Below are 17215 nucleotides of genomic sequence, written 5' to 3'. Positions count from 1 at the left end.
GGGCGGGGATCCGGTCGGCCGGGGCGCCGCTCGGGCGGGTGGGCGCGCGACGGGGTGATGCCGCGGGCCCGCCCGATGGACTCGACGGATTCAGGAGACCGGCTGAGGGTCCTTCTGTTCCTGTTCCTGCTTCTGCCCGTGGTCCTGGTCCTGGTCCTGCTCCTGGCTCTGCTCCGTCGCCGGCGTCTTCTGGAGGCCGGCTCCTTCGATGTCGAGGTCGGGCAGGATCCTGTCCAGCCAGGCCGGCAGCCACCAGGCGCCCCGCCCGGCGAGGGCGAGCACCGCGGGTACGAGGGTCATCCGTACGGCGAAGGCGTCGATGGCCACGCCGACGGCCAGGGCGAACGCGATGGGTTTGATCAGGGAGTCGTCGAGGGGGAAGAACCCGGCGAAGACGGTGAACATGATCAGTGCCGCCGCGGTGACGACCCGCACGCTGTGCCGCGCGCCGTCGACGACCGACTGGCGGGCCCGGCCGGTGTGGGCCCATTCCTCGCGCATCCCGGAGACGAGGAACACCTCGTAGTCCATGGCCAGTCCGAAGAGCACGCCGATCAGGATGATCGGCAGGAAGCTGACGACCGGGCCGCTGTGCGGCACGTCGAGGACATCGGCCAGCCAGCCCCACTGGAAGACGGCGACGACCAGGCCGAGCGAGGCGCCCACCGAGAGCAGGAAGCCGACGGCGGCCTTGACGGGGATGACCAGTGACCGGAAGACGACCATCAGCAGGAGCAGGCTGAGACCGACGACGATGCCGACGAAGGGCAGCAGCGAGTCGCTGAGCCGGTTGGACACGTCGATGTTGACGGCGGTCGTGCCGGTGACAGAGACCGAGGCGCCGGTGGTCTCGCGGAGGTCGGGCGCTGCCTCGCGGATGTCGCGGACGAGTTGGCCGGTGCCGACACTGTCCGGGCCGGAGGCGGGCAGGACGGTGATGACGCTCTGCGTGGGGTCGCTGGTGGGCTCGGGTGCCAGGACGGCCTTGACGTTCTTGAGGGTGCGAAGCTTCTGGGCCACCTGCTCACCGGCCTGGGCGCTCGCGGCGGCGGTGCCGTTCTCCGTCTCGGCCAGGACGAGGAGCGGGCCGTTGAAGCCGGGGCCGAACTTGTCGCTGATCGTGTCGTAGGACCTGCGCTCGGTGGAGACGTGCGGGGCGGAGCCGTTGTCGGGAAGGGCCAGACGCATGTCCATGGCGGGCAGGGCGAGGGTGACGAGGATGCCCGCGACGGCGAGGACCGTCAGCAGCGGCTTGGCGATGACCCACTGCGTCCAGCGGGTGCCCATCGGGACGCGGCCGGTGGTTCCCCCGGAGCCGGAGCCGGAGCCGGAGCCGGAACTGGCGTCGGCGTCGGCGGCCCGCCGGGCGGCGCGGCTGCCGGGCTTGGGGGTGAGCCGGGAGCCGGCGAATCCCGCGACGGCGGGGACGAGGGTGATCGAGGCCAGGACGGCGATGAGTACGGCTCCGGCGGCCCCGAGGCCCATCGTGGTCAGGAACGGGATGCCGATGACGCTCAGTGCGGCGAGCGCGATGATCACGGTGGTGCCGGCGAAGACCACGGCGCTTCCGGCGGTGCCGGTGGCCAGCGCGACGGATTCCCTGGGGTCGGTTCCGCGGGCCAGCTGCTGTCGGTGGCGCGAGAGGATGAACAGGACGTAGTCGATGCCGACGGCCAGGCCCAGCATGAGGGCGAGCGTGACGGCCGTGGAGGAGATGCTGACCGCGGGCGTGAGGGCGAGCAGCCCGGCCAGACCGACCGCCACACCGATCAGCGCGGGCAGCAGCGCCATGCCGGCGACCAGCAGCGAACCGAACGTGATGACGAGGACGAGCAGGGCCACGGCCACACCGATGATCTCCGACGGGCCGATGTGCACGCCCTTGCTGCTGTAGACGGACCCGCCCACCGATGTCTTCAGGCCGTCCTTCTCCGCCGCCTTGGCCGCGCTCTCGATCGCGTCCACCGATGAGGCGCTGACCTGCGCGTTCTGTACGGGGTACTGGACCTGGACGATCGCCGTGGTCCGGTCGGCCGAGACGGCGCCGGAGGTGCGGGGGTCGACGACCGCGCTGACCTGGGGAGCCTTACCGGCTTCCGTCACCGTCCGGGTGATGGTCGCGGCGTAGGCGGCTTCGGTGACCTGGTGGCCCTTGGGCGCGGTGAAGACGATCTGGGCACTCGCGCCCGATGCTTCGGGGAGGGTCTTGCTCAGGCTGTCCAGCGCACGCTGTGACTCGGTGCCGGGCACCGCGAAGCGGTCGTCGAGCTTGCCGCCGAAGACGCCGACGCAGGTGATGAGCGCGGCCAGGACGAAGAGCCATATGCCCAGGACGAGCTTTCGGTGCCGGTAGGCGCTGTGGCCCAGTCGGTGGAGCAGAACGGCCATGACGAACTCCCTAGGACGGTGGGGATCCCGCAATCGATAGGCCGACTTTATCACCTGCTCAAGTCGCATGAACGAGTCGATCGACTGACGTGAGTGCCCTGTGTGCCGAAAGGGCAGGTGGGGAGGTATTTGCAGGTGACAAAACAAGGCGACATTGTCAGATGACAATGTCGCCTTGTGGGGGTGCGCGGGAGCCTCCCATCGCCCGCGGGGGTGGGGTCAGACCGCCGGTACGGACACCAGCTCCAGCCGGCCGTCGGCCATGGCCACCACGGCGGACACGAAGGCCTGGAGGCAGGTGTGCTCGGCCTCCTCGTCGGGATGGGAGAGGTGCTGCGTGGTGAGCCCGTCGAAGCCGGCGAGGAAGAACCGCGCGATCGTCTCCGCGGGCTGGGCAAGGCTCTGGCCCGTGCGCTCGGCCGCCTCGGTCACCAGTCTCGCCGTCACCTCCGTGATGCGCCGGTAGTGACTGTCGAGCGCCTCGCTCAGAGCGGGTGAGCGCAGCGCGAACACATTCAGCTCCGTGAGGAGTTGATGGCTGGCGGGCTGCTCGCGCACCGTCCGCCACAGGGCCGCGGCCAGCGCGCCGGCCGTCTCCTCGAATCCGGCGTCGGCCGGCGCGGACCGCTCGACCTGGGCGATCAGATCCTGGGTGAGCTGCTCCATGACGGCGCGGTACAGCCCTTCCTTCGTGCCGAAGGTGTAGTGCACCGTCGCCTGGGCCACCCCCAGCTCGGCGGCGATGGCACGGGTGCTGCCGGCCGCGACTCCTTCCCTCGCCATGTAGTCGATCGCTGCTTTGATCAGCTGAGGGCGGCGCTCGGCCGCGGGAACGTGAGCCATAGCCGCATGGTATCGACTGAGTCCCACGATCCAGTCGTCCGAACAAGTCCTGTTTTGCCCCCCGGGTGCCGGGTCCTACGGCCGCTGGGGTCCGGTCCGTGGCCGCGCGGGTCAGTTCCCGCTGAACGGCGGGTGCATACGTTTCCTCCAACGGCCGTGAAGAACGCCGTGAAGCGGGACGAACGAGGAGGCAGGCCTGTGAAGGAAAGCCAGTTCGATACGTGTGTGATCGGGGCGGGACCTGCCGGGCTGGCGGTCGCCAGGGCCCTGGCGGAGCGGGATCTGCCGTACACGCATCTGGAGCGTCACACCGGGCCCGGCGGCATCTGGGACATCGACAACCCCGGCAGCCCGATGTACGAGTCGGCGCACTTCATCTCCAGCAGGACCCTGTCGGGGTTCGGCGGTTTCCCGATGCCCGACCATTTCGCGGACTACCCGCCCCACCGGCAGATCCTGTCGTACCTGCGGTCCTTCGCCGACGCCTACGGCCTGACGGACCGGATCGAGTTCGGCGTCGATGTCGCGGACGTCGAGAAGAACGCGGACGGCACCTGGACGGTCACCCGGGCCGACGGCCGGGAGAGCACGCACGGGCAGGTCGTGGTGTGCACGGGCTCGCAGTGGCACCCCAACATCCCCGAACTGCCCGGCGAGTTCAGCGGGCAGGTCCGGCACACCGTCGGCTACCGCGACGCGGAGGAGCTGCGGGGCAAGCGGGTCCTGGTCGTGGGCGCGGGGAACTCCGGCTGCGACATAGCCTGCGACGCGGCCCGGACCGCGGACCACGCGGTGATCAGCATGCGGCGCGGGTACTGGTTCATCCCCAAGCACCTGTTCGGCCGGCCGGTGGACACCATCGCCAACAGCGGGCCGCACCTGCCGATGTGGCTGGCACAGCGGGTCTTCGGCGCCCTCCTGCGGATCATCAACGGCGACCCGACACGGCTGGGGCTGCCGAAGCCGGACCACAAGCTGTTCGAGACCCACCCGGCCATCAACTCGATGCTGATCCACCACCTCCAGCACGGCGACATCACCGCCAGGCCCGGGATCGCCCGCGCCGAGGGCAGGACCGTGCACTTCACCGACGGCACGAGCGACGACTTCGACCTCGTCCTGCTGGCCACGGGCTACGTCCACAAAGTGCCGGTCGCACAGCGGTACTTCGGCGACGAGCAGCACCCGGACCTGTACCTGTCGTCGTTCTCGCGCGAGCACACAGGCCTGTTCGGCATCGGCTTCATCGAGACCAACTCCGGTGCGTACCAGCTCTTCGACTCCCAGGCGCAGCTGATCGCCGGATACCTCCACGACGCGCGGCACGGGCTGCCGAGCGCGGAGCGGTTCACCCAGCGGATCCGGGCCGACCGCCCGGACCTGACCGGCGGGCTGAAGTTCGTCGACTCGCCCCGCCACACCGGCTACGTCGACGCCGCGGCCTTCGTGAAGTACCTGGGCAAGGTCGCGGGCGAGACGGGCTGGCGCACCGAGGGCCTGCCGCCGCGCGTACGGTCCCCGCGGCCCGTGGAGGCGACGGCATGAGCGGGTTCGACTTCACCGACAAGGTCATCCTGGTGACCGGCGGCGCGGGCGGCATCGGCAGCGACCTGTGCCGCCGCTTCGCCTCCGGCGGCGCCCGCTGCGTCGTCGTCGACCTCGACGGGGTCCGCGCCATGAAACTGGCCGCCGAGCTTCCCGGCGGCGGGCACACGGGCATCGGCTGCGACCTGATGGACCGTACCCAGGTGCAGCGGTTGTTCGAGGTGGTCGCCGACGAGCACGGTCGCCTCGACGTCCTCGTCAACAACGTGGGCATGACCAGCGCGGAACGCTTCGACGTCCGCAGCGTCGAGAGCATCGAGCGGGAGATCGCCCTCAACCTGACCTCGCCGCTGATCGCGACCCGGATCGCCATCCCCCTTCTCCTGGCCTCCCGGGACGCCCGGGTGGTCACCACGGTCTCCCTCGGCGGGATCTTCCCGCTCGGCGAGACCCCGATCTACACCGCCTCCAAGTTCGGGCTGCGCGGCGCGATGCTCTCCATCGGGCTCGACCTCAGGAGCAAGGGCATCCTGGCCGGGTCGGTGCTTCCCTCCGCCACGGACACCCGGATGCTGCGCCAGGAGGCCGTGGAGGGCGGCAACTCCCTGCAGTTCCAGGACCCGCCCCAGCAGCCCGCCGACGTCGTCGCGGCCGTGGTGAGCCTGCTGGACAGGCCCCGGCTGGAGGCCTACCCCCGGCCCGCCGAATCCCGCCTGGTGCGGTTCGCGATGCTCGTGCCGAACCTGCTGCCCCGGGTCCTCCCCCTGTTCCGTAAACGCGGTGACCGGGGCATGGCCCGCTATCTGGAGGAACTCCGCCGACGCGGACTGGCCCGCCGGACCGACGGGCGCTGGGAACTGGTGGAGGAAGCATGACCCCGAACCAGACCCCGAACCAGACGCCGTACGGAACGGCGGACGCGACTCCGTACGAGACGTCGAACGAGACGCTCCAGGTCGTCAACCCGGCCACCGGGGAGCCGATCACCACCCTGGCCGCCGCGAGCGCCGACGATGTGGCCAAGGCCGCCGAGCGGGCCCGGCAGGTCCACGACACCGGGGTGTGGTCGGGGCTGCCGCCCCGGGAGCGCGGCGCGGTGCTGCTGCGGCTGGCCGACCTGATGGAACACGACGCCGAGATCCTCGCCCGGCTGGACAGTGAGGACGCGGGCAAGCCGATCACGGAATGCCGTACGGGCGATGTGCCCGGCGCGATCGAGTCGATCCGCTGGTTCGCCCAGGCCGCCGACAAGGTCTTCGGCCGGGTCGCGCCGAGCGGGCCCGACGGTCTCGGTCTCATGAGCCGCGAACCGGTCGGGGTCGTCGCGGCGATCCTGCCGTGGAACTACCCGCTGGCCATGACCGCCTGGAAGGTCGGACCGGCCCTGGCAGCGGGCAACTGTCTGCTGGTCAAACCCGCTGAGGCGACCCCGCGCTCGGCCCTCCACCTGGCCGCCCTCGCCGCCGAGGCCGGCCTGCCCGACGGGGTGCTCACCGTGCTGCCCGGGTACGGCGGGGAAGCCGGCGCGGCCCTCGCCCGTAACCCCCTGGTGGGGGCGCTCTCCTTCACCGGGTCCACCGCGACCGGCCGCCGCATCCTCCAGGACGCCGCCGGGAGCAACTTCAAGCGCGTCTCGCTGGAGATGGGCGGCAAGAGCCCCCAGGTGCTGATGGCCGACGCGCTCTCCTACGGCGACGAGCTGATCGACAACATGATCGAGGCCGCGTTCCTGACCATGGGGCAGAACTGCACGGCCGGCTCCCGGGTCCTGGTGCACCGCGACATCGCCGAGGAGGTGGTGGAGCGGTTCACGGCCGCGGCGAGAGAGCTCGTCATCGGCGATCCGGCCGACCCGCGCACGCAGCTGGGCCCGCTGATCAACCGCGCCGCCTTCGACCGGGTCGCGGGAGCCGTCGACGCCGCCCGGGCCGGCGGGGCCCGGATCCACACCGGGGGACTGCCCGACGGGCTGTCTCCGCACGGCGCCTACCACCCGCCCACCGTGATCACCGACGCCCCCGACGGCAGCGACGTCCTCACCAAGGAGCTGTTCGGTCCGGTCGTCACCGTCCAGACCTTCACCTCCGAGGCCGAGGCGGTACGTAGGGCCAACGCCACCGAGTACGGGCTCGCCGCCTCGGTCTGGACCCGCGATCTCGACACCGCGCTGCGGCTGGCCCGGGGCATCGAGGCCGGCGTGGTCTCCGTCAACGCCTACAGCGAGGGAGACATCACCACACCGTTCGGCGGCTGGAAGCAGTCCGGATTCGGGGGAGCGGAGAAGTCCACCGACGCCTTCGCCCAGTGGACCCGGGAGAAGACGATCTGGATCCGCACCCGCTGACCCCGGCCTCAGGGGCGCGCTGTACGCATCCGCTCCCGCAGCCGGCCGGGGGAGGCGCCGTGCCAGCGGTGCACCGCGCGGCGCAGCGCCCGTTCGTCGGAGAACCCCGCCCGGCGGGCGATGTCGCGCAGGGTCAACTCCGGGCGGAGCAGGAGCTGTTCGACGCGTTCCCGGCGTACGCCCTCGACGAGAGCCTCGTACGTCGTGCCGCAGTCGGCCAGCCGGCGGCGCAGCGTCCGCTCGCTCGTCGCGTGCCGTCGCGCCTGCTCACCGAACGACGGCACCACCGGGAGGCCCTGCGCGACGGAGATCTCCAGCACCTCCAGCAGATCCTGCTGGTCACGGCGGGAGGTCATGTGCGCGTCGAGCATCTCCAGCGTCGACGCGTAGCTCACCGGATCCCGGCCGGGCATCCGGAAACGGGCCCACGCCGGGTCGACGACCATACGGTTGGCGGGAGCGCCGAAGCGGACCGGGCAGCGGAACAGGCCTTCGTACAGGTCGAGTTCGCGCGGCGGAGGAAAGGAGAACTCCACCGCTCGCGGCGCGAAGGCCGGGCCGACGGCCAGCCGGGACAGGGTGACCACGGAGGCGAACGCCTCCTCGCTCAGGAAGGAGGCGACGGCCGGGTCCATGGCGGGATCGGGAAGGTCGGCGCGCAGCACGAACGCGTCGTCCTCCTCACCCACCGCGGCCGACCACACCACCATCGCCCCGGATAGGTTCTGGTACTTCACCCCGGTCTCGATGGCGTGCCGCAGCGTGTCGTCGGCCATCAGGGCGAAGCCGAGCAGGCCCCACGCGGTCAGATGCTGCGCCGAGCCGACCTTCAGCCCCAGGCGCTCGTCCCCGGTGAGCTCCAGCGCCCGGCGGATCACCGCGCTGCCCTGCCGGTACGACACCCGCAGCGCGGCGGAGCGCATGACCGTCTCGTCGAGTCCCAGCTGCTTCAGCAGGGGCCGCAGATCGACTCCGCGCTCGTCGGCGACCACGACGAGATACCGCAGGATGTTCGGCTGGATCGTCGCCGACGTACTGCGGCTGGTCCCGGCAGGGGTCCCGGCGGGGGGCCCGGCAGGGTCCGCCGGGTCGGGGGCAAGGGACATCGCACTCACTTTCGCCTCTTCTTCTGGGCGACCACCGTAGACGGCGGGCATCACCGGCCATCCCCGACTGCTCACGTCAGCGCTCAGCGCCCACAGGAAACGAGAGCGCGACAGCATCATGTCCCGCAATGCTCCGGCACGGGCGGTGACCGGCCGCTCGGCCTGCGCCGGCGTGCCCGCACCGGCTGGCTCGTGCGCGGTGGGCGCGACTACCATCGCGCCGTGAACACCTACTGGCACGCCGTTCTGCCGCCGCTCGGCGCCTGACCGGGCGCGGACACTGACGGTTTGACCCCCGGCCCCAACGACCCTCGGGGCAGGGGCTGTTGTCGTGCGCGCGCCCGTTTCGGACCCATTCCCAGACGCATGCGACGACGGAAGAACACGACTGTGCCGAACCGGACGACCCCTCTGACCCCCGCGCGCCCGCACTCCGCCGGCCCGCGCCCCTCCCGCACCCCGCTCCTCGGCGGCCCCGCGCCCATCCTCACCGCGGCCGTGCTGTGGGGCACGACCGGGACAGCGAGTTCCCTGGCCCCCGCCGACGCACCGGCGGCAGCCATCGGCTGTGCCGGTCTCGCCCTCGGCGGCATCCTGCTGTTCCTCACCTCGCGCCGCGCCCGCTCGCTCCCGGCCGCCTGCACACGCCCCGAGCGAGGACTGCTCGTCCTGGGCGCGGCGGCCGTGGCCCTGTATCCGGTCACCTTCTACCCGGCGGTGTCCCGTACGGGCGTTGCCGTGGCCACCGTGATCGCGCTGGGCAGCGCGCCCGTCTTCGCCGGGCTGCTTGCCTGGATCACCGGACAGGCCCGGCCGACCGCACGCTGGAGCGCCGCCACCACGGCCGCCGTACTGGGCTGCGCCCTGCTGGTGCTCGGCCCCGAACTCACCGGCCACACCACGCCGATGGACCCGACGGGCATCGCGCTCGCCGCTGGCGCCGGACTGTCGTACGCCGTCTACTCGCTGATCGGCGGCAGGCTCATCACCCACGGACACCCCTCGGGCGCGGTGATGGGCGTGCTGTTCGGCGCGGCCGGGCTGCTCGTCCTGCCGCTCGTGCTGTGCGTCGACACGCACTGGCTCACCACCACCCGGGGCGCGGCGGTGGCCGCCCACCTCGCCCTGTTCACCGTCTACCTGGCCTACCGGCTCTTCGGATACGGCCTGCGCCGCACCCCCGCGTCGGTGGCCACCTCGCTCACCCTGGCCGAGCCCGCCGTCGCCGCGGTCCTGGGTGTCACCGTCCTCGGTGAGCGCCTCCCGGCCGCCTCCTGGGGCGGGCTGGCCGTGCTCGCGCTGGGCCTGGTCCTGCTGACCGCCTCCGTCGGCGCCGTGAAGGGCACGCCGGAGAGCTGAATCCCCGACAGCCCCCGGGTACCGCCGCCGCGGTATCCAGGGCCACAGGCTCCGGATCACCCCGGGCCGGCGTCAGGCCGTGCCGCTCGCCCATCACCGGCCGCGGCCCTGCTGCCGACGTTGTGGTGGTCGAAGACGGTCTTGGTGGCACGCCGGGTACGCCGAGGTCGGCCGCGGTGCCGTGGATCATCGGCCGGGAGCCCTCGGATCCCGGTCACGTCGGAAGCGGCCGTTCCGCAGCGGATCCTCCTGCTCCGGGTCGGGGCGGCGGGACGGCGGACGCCTGTGACCTGCGTGGACGGAGCGTCGTGGGACGACCATGGAACGCGCGCGCCGGAGCCGCAGTTCGATCCGGCCGAGGTGAGGGTGGTCACGGGATCCGTGAAACCGCGGCAACCTCCTCGGGCGCCGTGGAGACTATGGGCCGGAAGCTGCCTCGACTGGAGCCTCGCATCGCGCACCCGCACTCCCGGACCAGGTAAGGACCTCTGCCGTGGCGTCCCCATCCCCGCGCCGTTCTCGGCGCCGCTCGCCGCTTCGGCGGCGCGGCGTTCTCGTCGGTGCCGCCGCGGCGGCCGTCGTCGTGCTCGTCATATCCCTGGTCGTGGCTCTACGGCCCGACCACCAGACCGGCGACGGGTACGGGGCGGCGACGTCCGCCGCCGGCGCCCGGGTGATCGTCCCGCCCGCGACGCCGGAGCCGACGACGTCCTCCCCGAAGAAGCCCTCGGTCACCCGGTCCCCGACCCCGACGGCGACCCCGAGCGTCGCGGCGGCTGAGAAGCCCAGGCCCAGGCCGGCGCCCACACCGTCGGCGACGAGCGGAGGCGGCGCCGCCTCCGCCGCCCGCTCGGCCTCGGGCGACGCGCCGTTGGCCGGCCGGATCCGGCCCGGCACCACCTATCAGGGGGTCGCCACCTTCTACGGCGCCGGGAACGGCGACGGCCACGCCTGCTCGTACGGGCCGAGCGCCGACGTCATGACCGCCGCGATGAACACCGCCGACTACGAGACGTCCATGGCCTGCGGGGCGTACATCCTCGTCCGCGCGGCGAGCGGGGCCTCCGTCACGGTCCGCATCACCAACGAGTGCCCGGGGGACTGCGCGCCCGGTCAACTCGACCTCAGCGCCCAGGCCTTCGCCAAGATCGCCGACCCCGTGGCCGGCCGGATCCCGATCACCTGGAGTCTGCTGAGCCCCGGCGCGGCCGAGCCGCTCTCGATCCGCTACAAGACCGGGTCCAGCCAGTACTGGTGCGGCATCCAGATCGTCGGCCACCGCAATCCGCTGGCGCGCCTCGAAGTCCGTACCGGCAGCGGCTGGACCCGGCTCGCGCGCACCGAGTACAACTACTTCCTCTCCGAGCAGGGCGCCGGGTGCGGCGGCTCGATCAGGGTCAGCGACATCTACGGGGAGCAGCTGACCCTCGACGGGATCGCGGTACGGCCGGACGTCGTCCAGCCGACCCGCGTCCAGTTCGCCGCCCACTGACCGGTCGTTCAGCGTCCCAAGGCCCGTAGTACGGCTGCGAGTTGGCGCAGCGGTTCGGCGCCGGAGAAACGCAGGACGACGGTGTCCGCGCCGGCCGCCGACAGTGCGCCGATGTCACCGGCGGCCTCCTGGGCGCTGCCGGACACGGTGAAGACGTCCTCCTGCGGGCGGCCCAGCCAGCCGCCCTGGCCCTCGGTGTGCGGGTGCAGGGTCCGCGCCACCTCGCCGGGGTCGTCGCCCACGCAGCAGAAGGCCAGCACCGTCAGGGAGTGCTCGGGGCCGGCGCCGCCCTTCGCGGTCAGCTCCCGGGTGTTCTCCAGGTCGCGCGGACCGTGGCCCTCGGCGATCAGGGTGCCGTCCGCGACCCGGCCGGACAGCTCCAGCGAGCGGGCTCGCACCACCCCCGCGACCACCGGCGGCGGTTCGGTGGGCGGGTGTACCAACTGGACGCCGTCCAGCCGCACTTCACGTCCTGCCAGCTCGACCCGCTCGCCGCGCAGCAGGGCGCGTACGGAGGTGATCGTCTCCTCCAGCAGGGCCAGCGGTGAACGGGGCGCGACGCCGACCGACTCCATCCACTCCCGCACCCCGTGCCCGATCCCGGCGACGAGCCGGCCCGGGAACACCCGGGCCAGCGTGGCCAGTTCCATCGCCAGCAGCGCCGGGCTGCGCAACGGAGCCGGGGTGATCCCGATGCCCACCCGCAGCCGCTCCGTCGCGCCCAGCGCCACGGCGGCTGCGGACACGCCGCCGTTCCAGCCGAGGTCCTCGACCACCCACAGGTCGTCCACGCCGAGCGCCTCGGCCTGCCGCGCGAACGCGGGCAGCCCTTCCGGGGCCCAGTCGCGGTCGTACATCACACCGATCCGAAGGTTCGTCATGCTCCCGAACCTATGGTCCCACCCGGAACCGATCAACGCCGTATCGGCTCCGGACCTCGGCCCTGGACCCTGGTCCTCGACTCGGCCCACGGTCCTCACGCCGACAGCGTGCGGGCCACGTCTCCGTTCCGGTTCCGCCACTCGGTGCGGTGGGCACGGGCCGCCGATTCGGCGTGGTGCAGGGCCGGGGCGGGCACCGGCAGGCGGTACAGGGTGTCCAGGGTGGTCGGCATCTGCCGGGCGAAGCGCTGGCCGAGGGGGGTGAGGCGGCCGGAGGACAGGGTGACGGTGGTCGCCTCGTGGGCGGCCAGGCGCCAGCGGGCGAACTGGGCGTGCGCGGTGGCGCGCAGCGCCGGGTCGGGTTCCGTCTCCCGGCGGTGCTCCCAGAAGCGGGCGACGCCCAGATGCGCGTACGCACCGTGGAACAGGCCGGGGAGGGGGCGGGGGGCGGGGCGCCAGGGGGGGGCGTAGAAGCGTTCGGGGCCACCCGGTTCGAACAGGTCGAAGAGGTGGAGCAGCGCCGCCAGTTTGTTGTGCTGCGTCTCGTGCGTGAGCGTCACCGCGAGGCCCGTCGCCGAGGTCGGCGGGGACAAGTGCCACGCAGCCGAACGTCTCCGCGCTGCCAGGGGCCCTGGCGCCGTGGGAAAAGCCGCACGCCGGCCTTCCGCCCGGCCCGTCGACGACCCCTGGCCGTTGTGCGACACGACGGGTCGGCGCCGCTGCCGCCCCGTCCTGTCCGTCCTGTCCTCACGATGCCCGGCACGAGGCACCCGCGAACCCGGTTCGACGCCCTGGCCGAAAGCCAACGGTCCTTTTCAGTAAGTTATTTGACACCCGTAGACTCGCCCGGTGACAAAGGTGACACGGGACGACGTCGCCAGACTCGCGGGAACTTCCAGCGCGGTCGTCAGTTACGTCGTCAACAATGGCCCCCGGCCCGTCTCCGCGGAGAAACGCCGACGCGTTCTCGACGCCGTCAAGGAGCTCGGATACCGGCCCGACCGGGTGGCCCGGGCCATGGCCAGTCGCCGTACGGACCTGCTGGGGCTGATCGTTCCGGACGCCCGTCAGCCATTTTTCGGGGAACTCACCCACGCGCTGGAACGCGCCGCCGCCGACCGGGGAAAAATGGTGCTCGTCGGCAACTCCGATTACCAGGAAGAGCGCGAAATCCATTACCTGCACGCCTTTGTGGGGATGCGGGTGTCGGCGCTGATCCTGGTCAGTCTGGGGCTCGGTGACCGGATCGCCGCGGAGCTGGACACCATGGACACCCGGGTCGTGCTGATGCACGAACGGTCCGCGTCCGTACGAAAGTTCGCCGTGGTCACGGATGACGTCGAGGGTGCCCGGCTCGCCACCCGGCATCTCCTCCAGCACGGTCACACCGCCGTTGCCTGTCTGGGCGGCCCCGAGTCGGCTTCGCCGGCCGGCGATCCCGTCGCCGACCATGTCGAGGGCTGGCGCAAGGCGATGGCGGACGCCGGCCGCCCGACCGAGGGGCTCCTCTTCCACGCCCCCTACAACCGGTACGACACCTATGAGATCGGGCTGCGGCTGCTCGCCGCCCCCGACCGGCCGACCGCCGTGTTCTGTTCGACGGACGACCAGGCCATCGGCCTGCTGCGGGCGGCCCGTCAACTGGGGGTCGACGTACCGGGCGAGCTGGCGGTGGCGGGCTTCGACGACGTCAAGGAGGCGGCGATGACCGACCCGCCGCTGACGACGGTCGCCTCCGACCGCGAGGCGATGGCCCGCAGGGCGGTCGACATGGCGCTCGATCCCGAACTCGTCGCGACGACATCCGGCGAGACGGACCGCACCCGGCGCTTCCCGTCCCGCCTGGTCGTCCGGGCGTCCTGCGGCTGCCCGAACCCGGACGCCACCTCCCGCCTCCTGGCCGCCCGGACCCCGAAGGCCACGGACTGACCGGACCCCCGGTGAGAGCTGGACCATGACCGGCGGGCGTGCCGAACTGCCGCTGCCGGCACAGGAGGTGGGCGCGCTCGACCTGCTCTGTGAGGGGCGGCTGATGGTGCTGCCCAACGTCAGCTGGAGCCGGGACGACCGTCGTACCGGCCGAGCGGTACGACAGCGGGCAGGGCCTCTGTCGCGCCCTGGACCGACGGCGAACAACCGCGTACGACGCCGAGCTGCCCGCGCTCGGCATCTGCTTCGGGGCGCAGGCGCTCGCCATCGCCTCGGGGAGAGCGTCGAGGCGGTGACCCGGCACGAGATCCGGATGGACGGCCGGCGAGTCGGACGAACCGTACCCGGGCTGATTCCGGCGAGGCCGTGGTTTCAGGGGCGCTTCGACCGGTTCAGTGTGCCGCCGGGTGCGGAGGAGTCGGCCCGCAGCGCGGTCGGTCCGCAGGTCTTCCGGGCCGGACGGGCGCTCGGGGTGCAGTCCATCCCGAGGTCGACGAGGAGACTCGGGGCTCCAGTGGCTGGACGCGGGCGGCCGGCGCGAGGCCAGGGCGCACGGTGAGGACCCGGAACGGCTGCTCGCCGAGACCCGTGCCCGGCGCGAGGAGTCACGGCAGCGGGCGTACGACCTCGTCGACGCGTTCCTCGCGCACATCGCCGGGGTGTGGCGACGGGCCCGCCCGCCGACGGGAGGAGACGCGCGGCCTGAGAGTCTCCGGTTCTCGGATGAACGTTTCCCGGCGGAGTCGCGTCGTAGCGGTTAGCGGTAGTCCGCGGTCGGTACTCGTTCACTGTTCAGGGGGATCATCATGGCTTCGGTCCGATTGCTGTCGTCCGTCGTACTGGTCGCGGGGCTGGTGTGCACGGTCGGCGGCTGCGGCGGGGACTCCGGGGCCTCGGTGTCGGGGCGGGGCACGTCGGCGTCCTCGCCCACGCCCACCTCCTCGTTCTCGTCTTTCGGGGAGTCCTGGAAGGAACCCGCCTCGTACGTCTACACGTTGACGTCGAGCGAGGGGGAACGCAGCCTGGTCGGCACGTTCCGGGTGACGGTCCGGGACGGGAAGGTGGCCAAGGCGGTCGGGCTCGACGAGAGCGGGCGGGGTGCCGTGCGGCGCGCGCCCGAGGAAGTGCCCACCATCCGCGGCCTGTTGGACCAGCTGGCCCGGGCCCACGACGAGGGCGCGCACACGGCGGAAGCGGAGTACGCGCCCGAGGGGCACCCCGTACGCATCACCCTGGACCCGGAGAAGGACACGGTCGACGACGAGCAGTCGTACGTCATCAGCGGCTACCAGCCGGATCCGGCGCCCGCGGGCGAACAGCCCTAGCAGGGATCGGCCCGGTGGGGATCAGCGCCGTGGGGATCGGTCCTGGTTCTGGGCGTCGTGGTCGCTGAGGTCCTGGACCGTGCCGCCGACCTTCTGGCGCAGCAGTTCCTGGAGCTTCGGGGGCGCGCTGATGACCCACTTGGTGCCGACCAGGTACGTGCCGCCGTAGATGGCCGCGCTGTCCAGCCAGGTCAGCTTGTACTTCTCCGCCGGGAACGTGGTGATCAGGTAGTCGCCGTCGGCCGTCTGGCAGACACCCTCGCGCAGTTCCTCCGCGTCGGTGCGGATCGTCACCTCGCAGCCCGTCAGCCTGGCGATCACCTCGACCTTGGCCGGTGCGACGACGGCGGCCACGGGAGCGGGCGGCATCGACTCCGAAGCGGACGGCGACGCTTTCTTCCCGGCGCCGGTCCCCGCGTCCGAGTCCGACGTACAGGCCGTGGCCAGCGGGAGGGCGACTGCCGTCAGGAGCGCGGCGAGTGCGACGGCCCTGCGGGAGGACGGTCTCCGGGGGTGCTGCTGGGACACTGCGCTGCTCCAGGTCGGGTGGCACGGCGGACGTACGACTCGACAGAAGGTACGGGCGGACCGTGGGCCGCGTTCACAGCCAGCCGTTGCGTTGGAAACCGCGGTGGACGAAGAAACAGGCGGCGCCGATGACGGAGAGGACGAGCGGGTAGCCGAAGCGCCAGTGCAGTTCGGGCATGTGCTCGAAGTTCATGCCGTAGACGCCGCAGACCATCGTCGGTACGGCGATGATCGCCGCCCACGCCGTGATCTTCCGCATGTCCTCGTTCTGGCCGACGGTGACCTGGGCGAGGTGGGCCTGGAGGATCGAGTCGAGCAGCGCGTCGAAGGCGTGGATCTGCTCGGTGGCGCGGATCAGATGGTCGGACACGTCCCGGAAGTAGGCCTGTATCGACGGCTCGACGGACGGCATCGGCTCGGTGGCCAGCTGCTGGAGGGGGCGGCCGAGGGGCACCACCGCCCGCTTCAGTTCGAGGAGTTCCCGCTTGAGCTGGTAGATCCGGCCGGCGTCGGCCGTGCGCGGGCTCTGCGGGGAGAAGACGTCCGACTCGACCTGGTCGATGTCGTCCTGGACGGAGTCCGTGACGTTCAGGTAGTCGTCGACGACATGGTCGGCGATGCCGTGCAGGACCGCGGCCGGGCCCCTGCCGAGCAGCTCCGGGTCGGACTCCAGGTCCTCGCGCAGGGGACCGAGGGAGCCGTGGCGGCCGTGTCGGACGGTGACGACGAAGTCGGGGCCGGCGAAGACCATGATCTCGCCGGTGGTGACGACCTCGCTGGTCGCGGTGAGCTCCTCGTGCTCGACGTAGCAGACCGTCTTGAACACGGCGAACAGGACATCGCCGTAGCGCTCCACCTTGGGTCGCTGATGGGCCTGGACGGCGTCCTCGACGGCGAGCGGGTGCAGCCCGAACAGTTCGGCGACGCGGGCGAATTCCGCCTCGGAGGGTTCGTGCAGCCCGAGCCAGACGAATCCGCGGTTGTGCTTGCGGACGCGGGCGACGGACTCCTCCACGGTCGGGGCGGTCTCCTGGCGTACCCCGTCGCGGTAGATCACACAGTTGACGACGGTCGAGCCGAGCGGTGATCGGGCGGGGTGACTGAGGTCCACCCGCCGCTGCCCACGCCGAGCCAGGCGGGCCACTTTGCGCAGGCTGCCGACCATCGACATGCGGTTGCTCCTTCTCCGGGTCCGGACAGTGTGCCAGGTGGGGGTAAAGGGCTGGTCAGGGGAGGGGGACCGCCTCCGCCGCCCACGGCTGTTCCCTCACGTACCCGGGGGCCGCGCCCGCAGCCCTCCTGTGGCCCTGAACGGGCCCTGTCCTCGAACGCCGGGCGGGGTGAAACATCTGGGCCCGGGCTGCGACAGCATGCCGTTCGTGTGCCTGCGGAAGATCGACGGTAATGGCGGGCGGCAGGATACGGATGATTTCCGCGCGGATAACGCGAAGGAAATCGGGGTCCACGGGGAGCGG

14 protein-coding genes are annotated in these 17215 nt (G+C 71.8%); 7 read left to right on the top strand and 7 right to left on the bottom strand.

Going from position 1 to position 17215, the window contains the following annotated elements:
* Nucleotides 1-90: 90 nt before the first annotated feature.
* Nucleotides 91-2388: an MMPL family transporter gene (locus tag IEY89_RS09090; protein WP_189146773.1), complete on the bottom strand. Its 2298-nt coding sequence runs from the start codon at nt 2386-2388 to the stop codon at nt 91-93.
* Nucleotides 2389-2607: 219 nt separating this feature from the next.
* Nucleotides 2608-3231: a TetR/AcrR family transcriptional regulator gene (locus tag IEY89_RS09085; RefSeq protein WP_189146772.1), complete on the bottom strand. Its 624-nt coding sequence runs from the start codon at nt 3229-3231 to the stop codon at nt 2608-2610.
* Nucleotides 3232-3429: 198 nt separating this feature from the next.
* Here IEY89_RS09085 and IEY89_RS09080 point away from each other — a divergent pair, with 198 nt between their 5' ends.
* The 3 genes from IEY89_RS09080 to IEY89_RS09070 are packed head-to-tail and all read left to right on the top strand — an operon-like array spanning nt 3430 to nt 7120.
* Nucleotides 3430-4776 (top strand): flavin-containing monooxygenase, encoded by a 1347-nt coding sequence (locus tag IEY89_RS09080; protein WP_189146771.1) that lies wholly within the window; start codon nt 3430-3432, stop codon nt 4774-4776.
* Entirely contained in the window at nt 4773-5651 is an 879-nt protein-coding gene (locus IEY89_RS09075; RefSeq protein ID WP_189146770.1) for an SDR family NAD(P)-dependent oxidoreductase, read from the top strand. The genes IEY89_RS09080 and IEY89_RS09075 overlap by 4 nt, the downstream gene beginning before the upstream one ends.
* Nucleotides 5627-7120, top strand: a complete 1494-nt coding sequence (locus IEY89_RS09070) for an aldehyde dehydrogenase family protein (protein WP_373287217.1) — start codon at nt 5627-5629, stop codon at nt 7118-7120. Before IEY89_RS09075 ends, IEY89_RS09070 begins: the two co-directional genes overlap by 25 nt.
* Nucleotides 7121-7128: 8 nt before the next feature.
* On the opposite strand, the gene IEY89_RS09065 is transcribed toward IEY89_RS09070, so the two are convergent.
* Complete coding sequence (locus IEY89_RS09065; protein ID WP_189146769.1) at nt 7129-8226, bottom strand: AraC family transcriptional regulator; 1098 nt, start codon at nt 8224-8226, stop codon at nt 7129-7131.
* Nucleotides 8227-8616: 390 nt separating this feature from the next.
* Between IEY89_RS09065 and IEY89_RS09060 the strand changes: the two genes are divergently transcribed.
* Nucleotides 8617-9585, top strand: coding sequence for a DMT family transporter (locus IEY89_RS09060; protein WP_229695111.1), 969 nt, complete (start codon nt 8617-8619; stop codon nt 9583-9585).
* Nucleotides 9586-10078: 493 nt separating this feature from the next.
* Nucleotides 10079-11077 (top strand): expansin EXLX1 family cellulose-binding protein, encoded by a 999-nt coding sequence (locus IEY89_RS09055; protein ID WP_189146767.1) that lies wholly within the window; start codon nt 10079-10081, stop codon nt 11075-11077.
* Nucleotides 11078-11085: 8 nt separating this feature from the next.
* On the opposite strand, the gene IEY89_RS09050 is transcribed toward IEY89_RS09055, so the two are convergent.
* A complete protein-coding gene (locus tag IEY89_RS09050; protein ID WP_189146766.1) occupies nt 11086-11958 on the bottom strand; it encodes an LLM class flavin-dependent oxidoreductase in 873 nt (290 codons plus the stop codon).
* Between the two features lie 95 nt (nt 11959-12053).
* The gene (locus IEY89_RS09045; RefSeq protein ID WP_229695110.1) at nt 12054-12518 is read right to left on the bottom strand and encodes an aKG-HExxH-type peptide beta-hydroxylase; all 465 of its coding nucleotides are present in this window, start codon (nt 12516-12518) and stop codon (nt 12054-12056) included.
* A 289-nt stretch (nt 12519-12807) separates the two neighbouring features.
* Here IEY89_RS09045 and IEY89_RS09040 point away from each other — a divergent pair, with 289 nt between their 5' ends.
* Together IEY89_RS09040 and IEY89_RS09030 are read left to right on the top strand one after the other, a co-directional pair.
* A complete protein-coding gene (locus IEY89_RS09040) occupies nt 12808-13887 on the top strand; it encodes a LacI family DNA-binding transcriptional regulator (protein ID WP_189146764.1) in 1080 nt (359 codons plus the stop codon).
* An 806-nt stretch (nt 13888-14693) separates the two neighbouring features.
* A complete protein-coding gene (locus IEY89_RS09030) occupies nt 14694-15212 on the top strand; it encodes a DUF6174 domain-containing protein (RefSeq protein WP_189146763.1) in 519 nt (172 codons plus the stop codon).
* 21 nt (nt 15213-15233) lie between these two features.
* Here the strand turns inward: IEY89_RS09030 and IEY89_RS09025 are convergent, their stop codons facing one another.
* Nucleotides 15234-15740, bottom strand: coding sequence for a hypothetical protein (locus tag IEY89_RS09025; protein ID WP_189146762.1), 507 nt, complete (start codon nt 15738-15740; stop codon nt 15234-15236).
* Between the two features lie 73 nt (nt 15741-15813).
* Nucleotides 15814-16911 carry a magnesium and cobalt transport protein CorA gene (locus IEY89_RS09020; protein ID WP_189146761.1) on the bottom strand — a complete coding sequence of 366 codons (1098 nt, stop codon included), beginning with the start codon at nt 16909-16911 and terminating at the stop codon, nt 15814-15816.
* Nucleotides 16912-17215: the final 304 nt, after the last annotated feature.

Source organism: Streptomyces lacrimifluminis, from assembly GCF_014646095.1.
In the GTDB taxonomy this organism is placed as follows: domain Bacteria; phylum Actinomycetota; class Actinomycetes; order Streptomycetales; family Streptomycetaceae; genus Streptomyces; species Streptomyces lacrimifluminis.
This window is presented reverse-complemented; position numbering and strand designations above follow the sequence as displayed.

What these genes read in the sequence shown, in the direction of transcription:
- IEY89_RS09030 (WP_189146763.1), top strand. Translation starts at nt 14,694, where the DNA reads ATGGCTTCGGTCCGATTGCTGTCGTCCGTCGTACTGGTCGCGGGGCTG.
- IEY89_RS09075 (WP_189146770.1), top strand. Translation starts at nt 4,773, where the DNA reads ATGAGCGGGTTCGACTTCACCGACAAGGTCATCCTGGTGACCGGCGGC.
- IEY89_RS09020 (WP_189146761.1), bottom strand. Translation starts at nt 16,911, where the DNA reads ATGTCGATGGTCGGCAGCCTGCGCAAAGTGGCCCGCCTGGCTCGGCGT.
- IEY89_RS09065 (WP_189146769.1), bottom strand. Translation starts at nt 8,226, where the DNA reads ATGTCCCTTGCCCCCGACCCGGCGGACCCTGCCGGGCCCCCCGCCGGG.
- IEY89_RS09050 (WP_189146766.1), bottom strand. Translation starts at nt 11,958, where the DNA reads ATGACGAACCTTCGGATCGGTGTGATGTACGACCGCGACTGGGCCCCG.
- IEY89_RS09090 (WP_189146773.1), bottom strand. Translation starts at nt 2,388, where the DNA reads ATGGCCGTTCTGCTCCACCGACTGGGCCACAGCGCCTACCGGCACCGA.
- IEY89_RS09085 (WP_189146772.1), bottom strand. Translation starts at nt 3,231, where the DNA reads ATGGCTCACGTTCCCGCGGCCGAGCGCCGCCCTCAGCTGATCAAAGCA.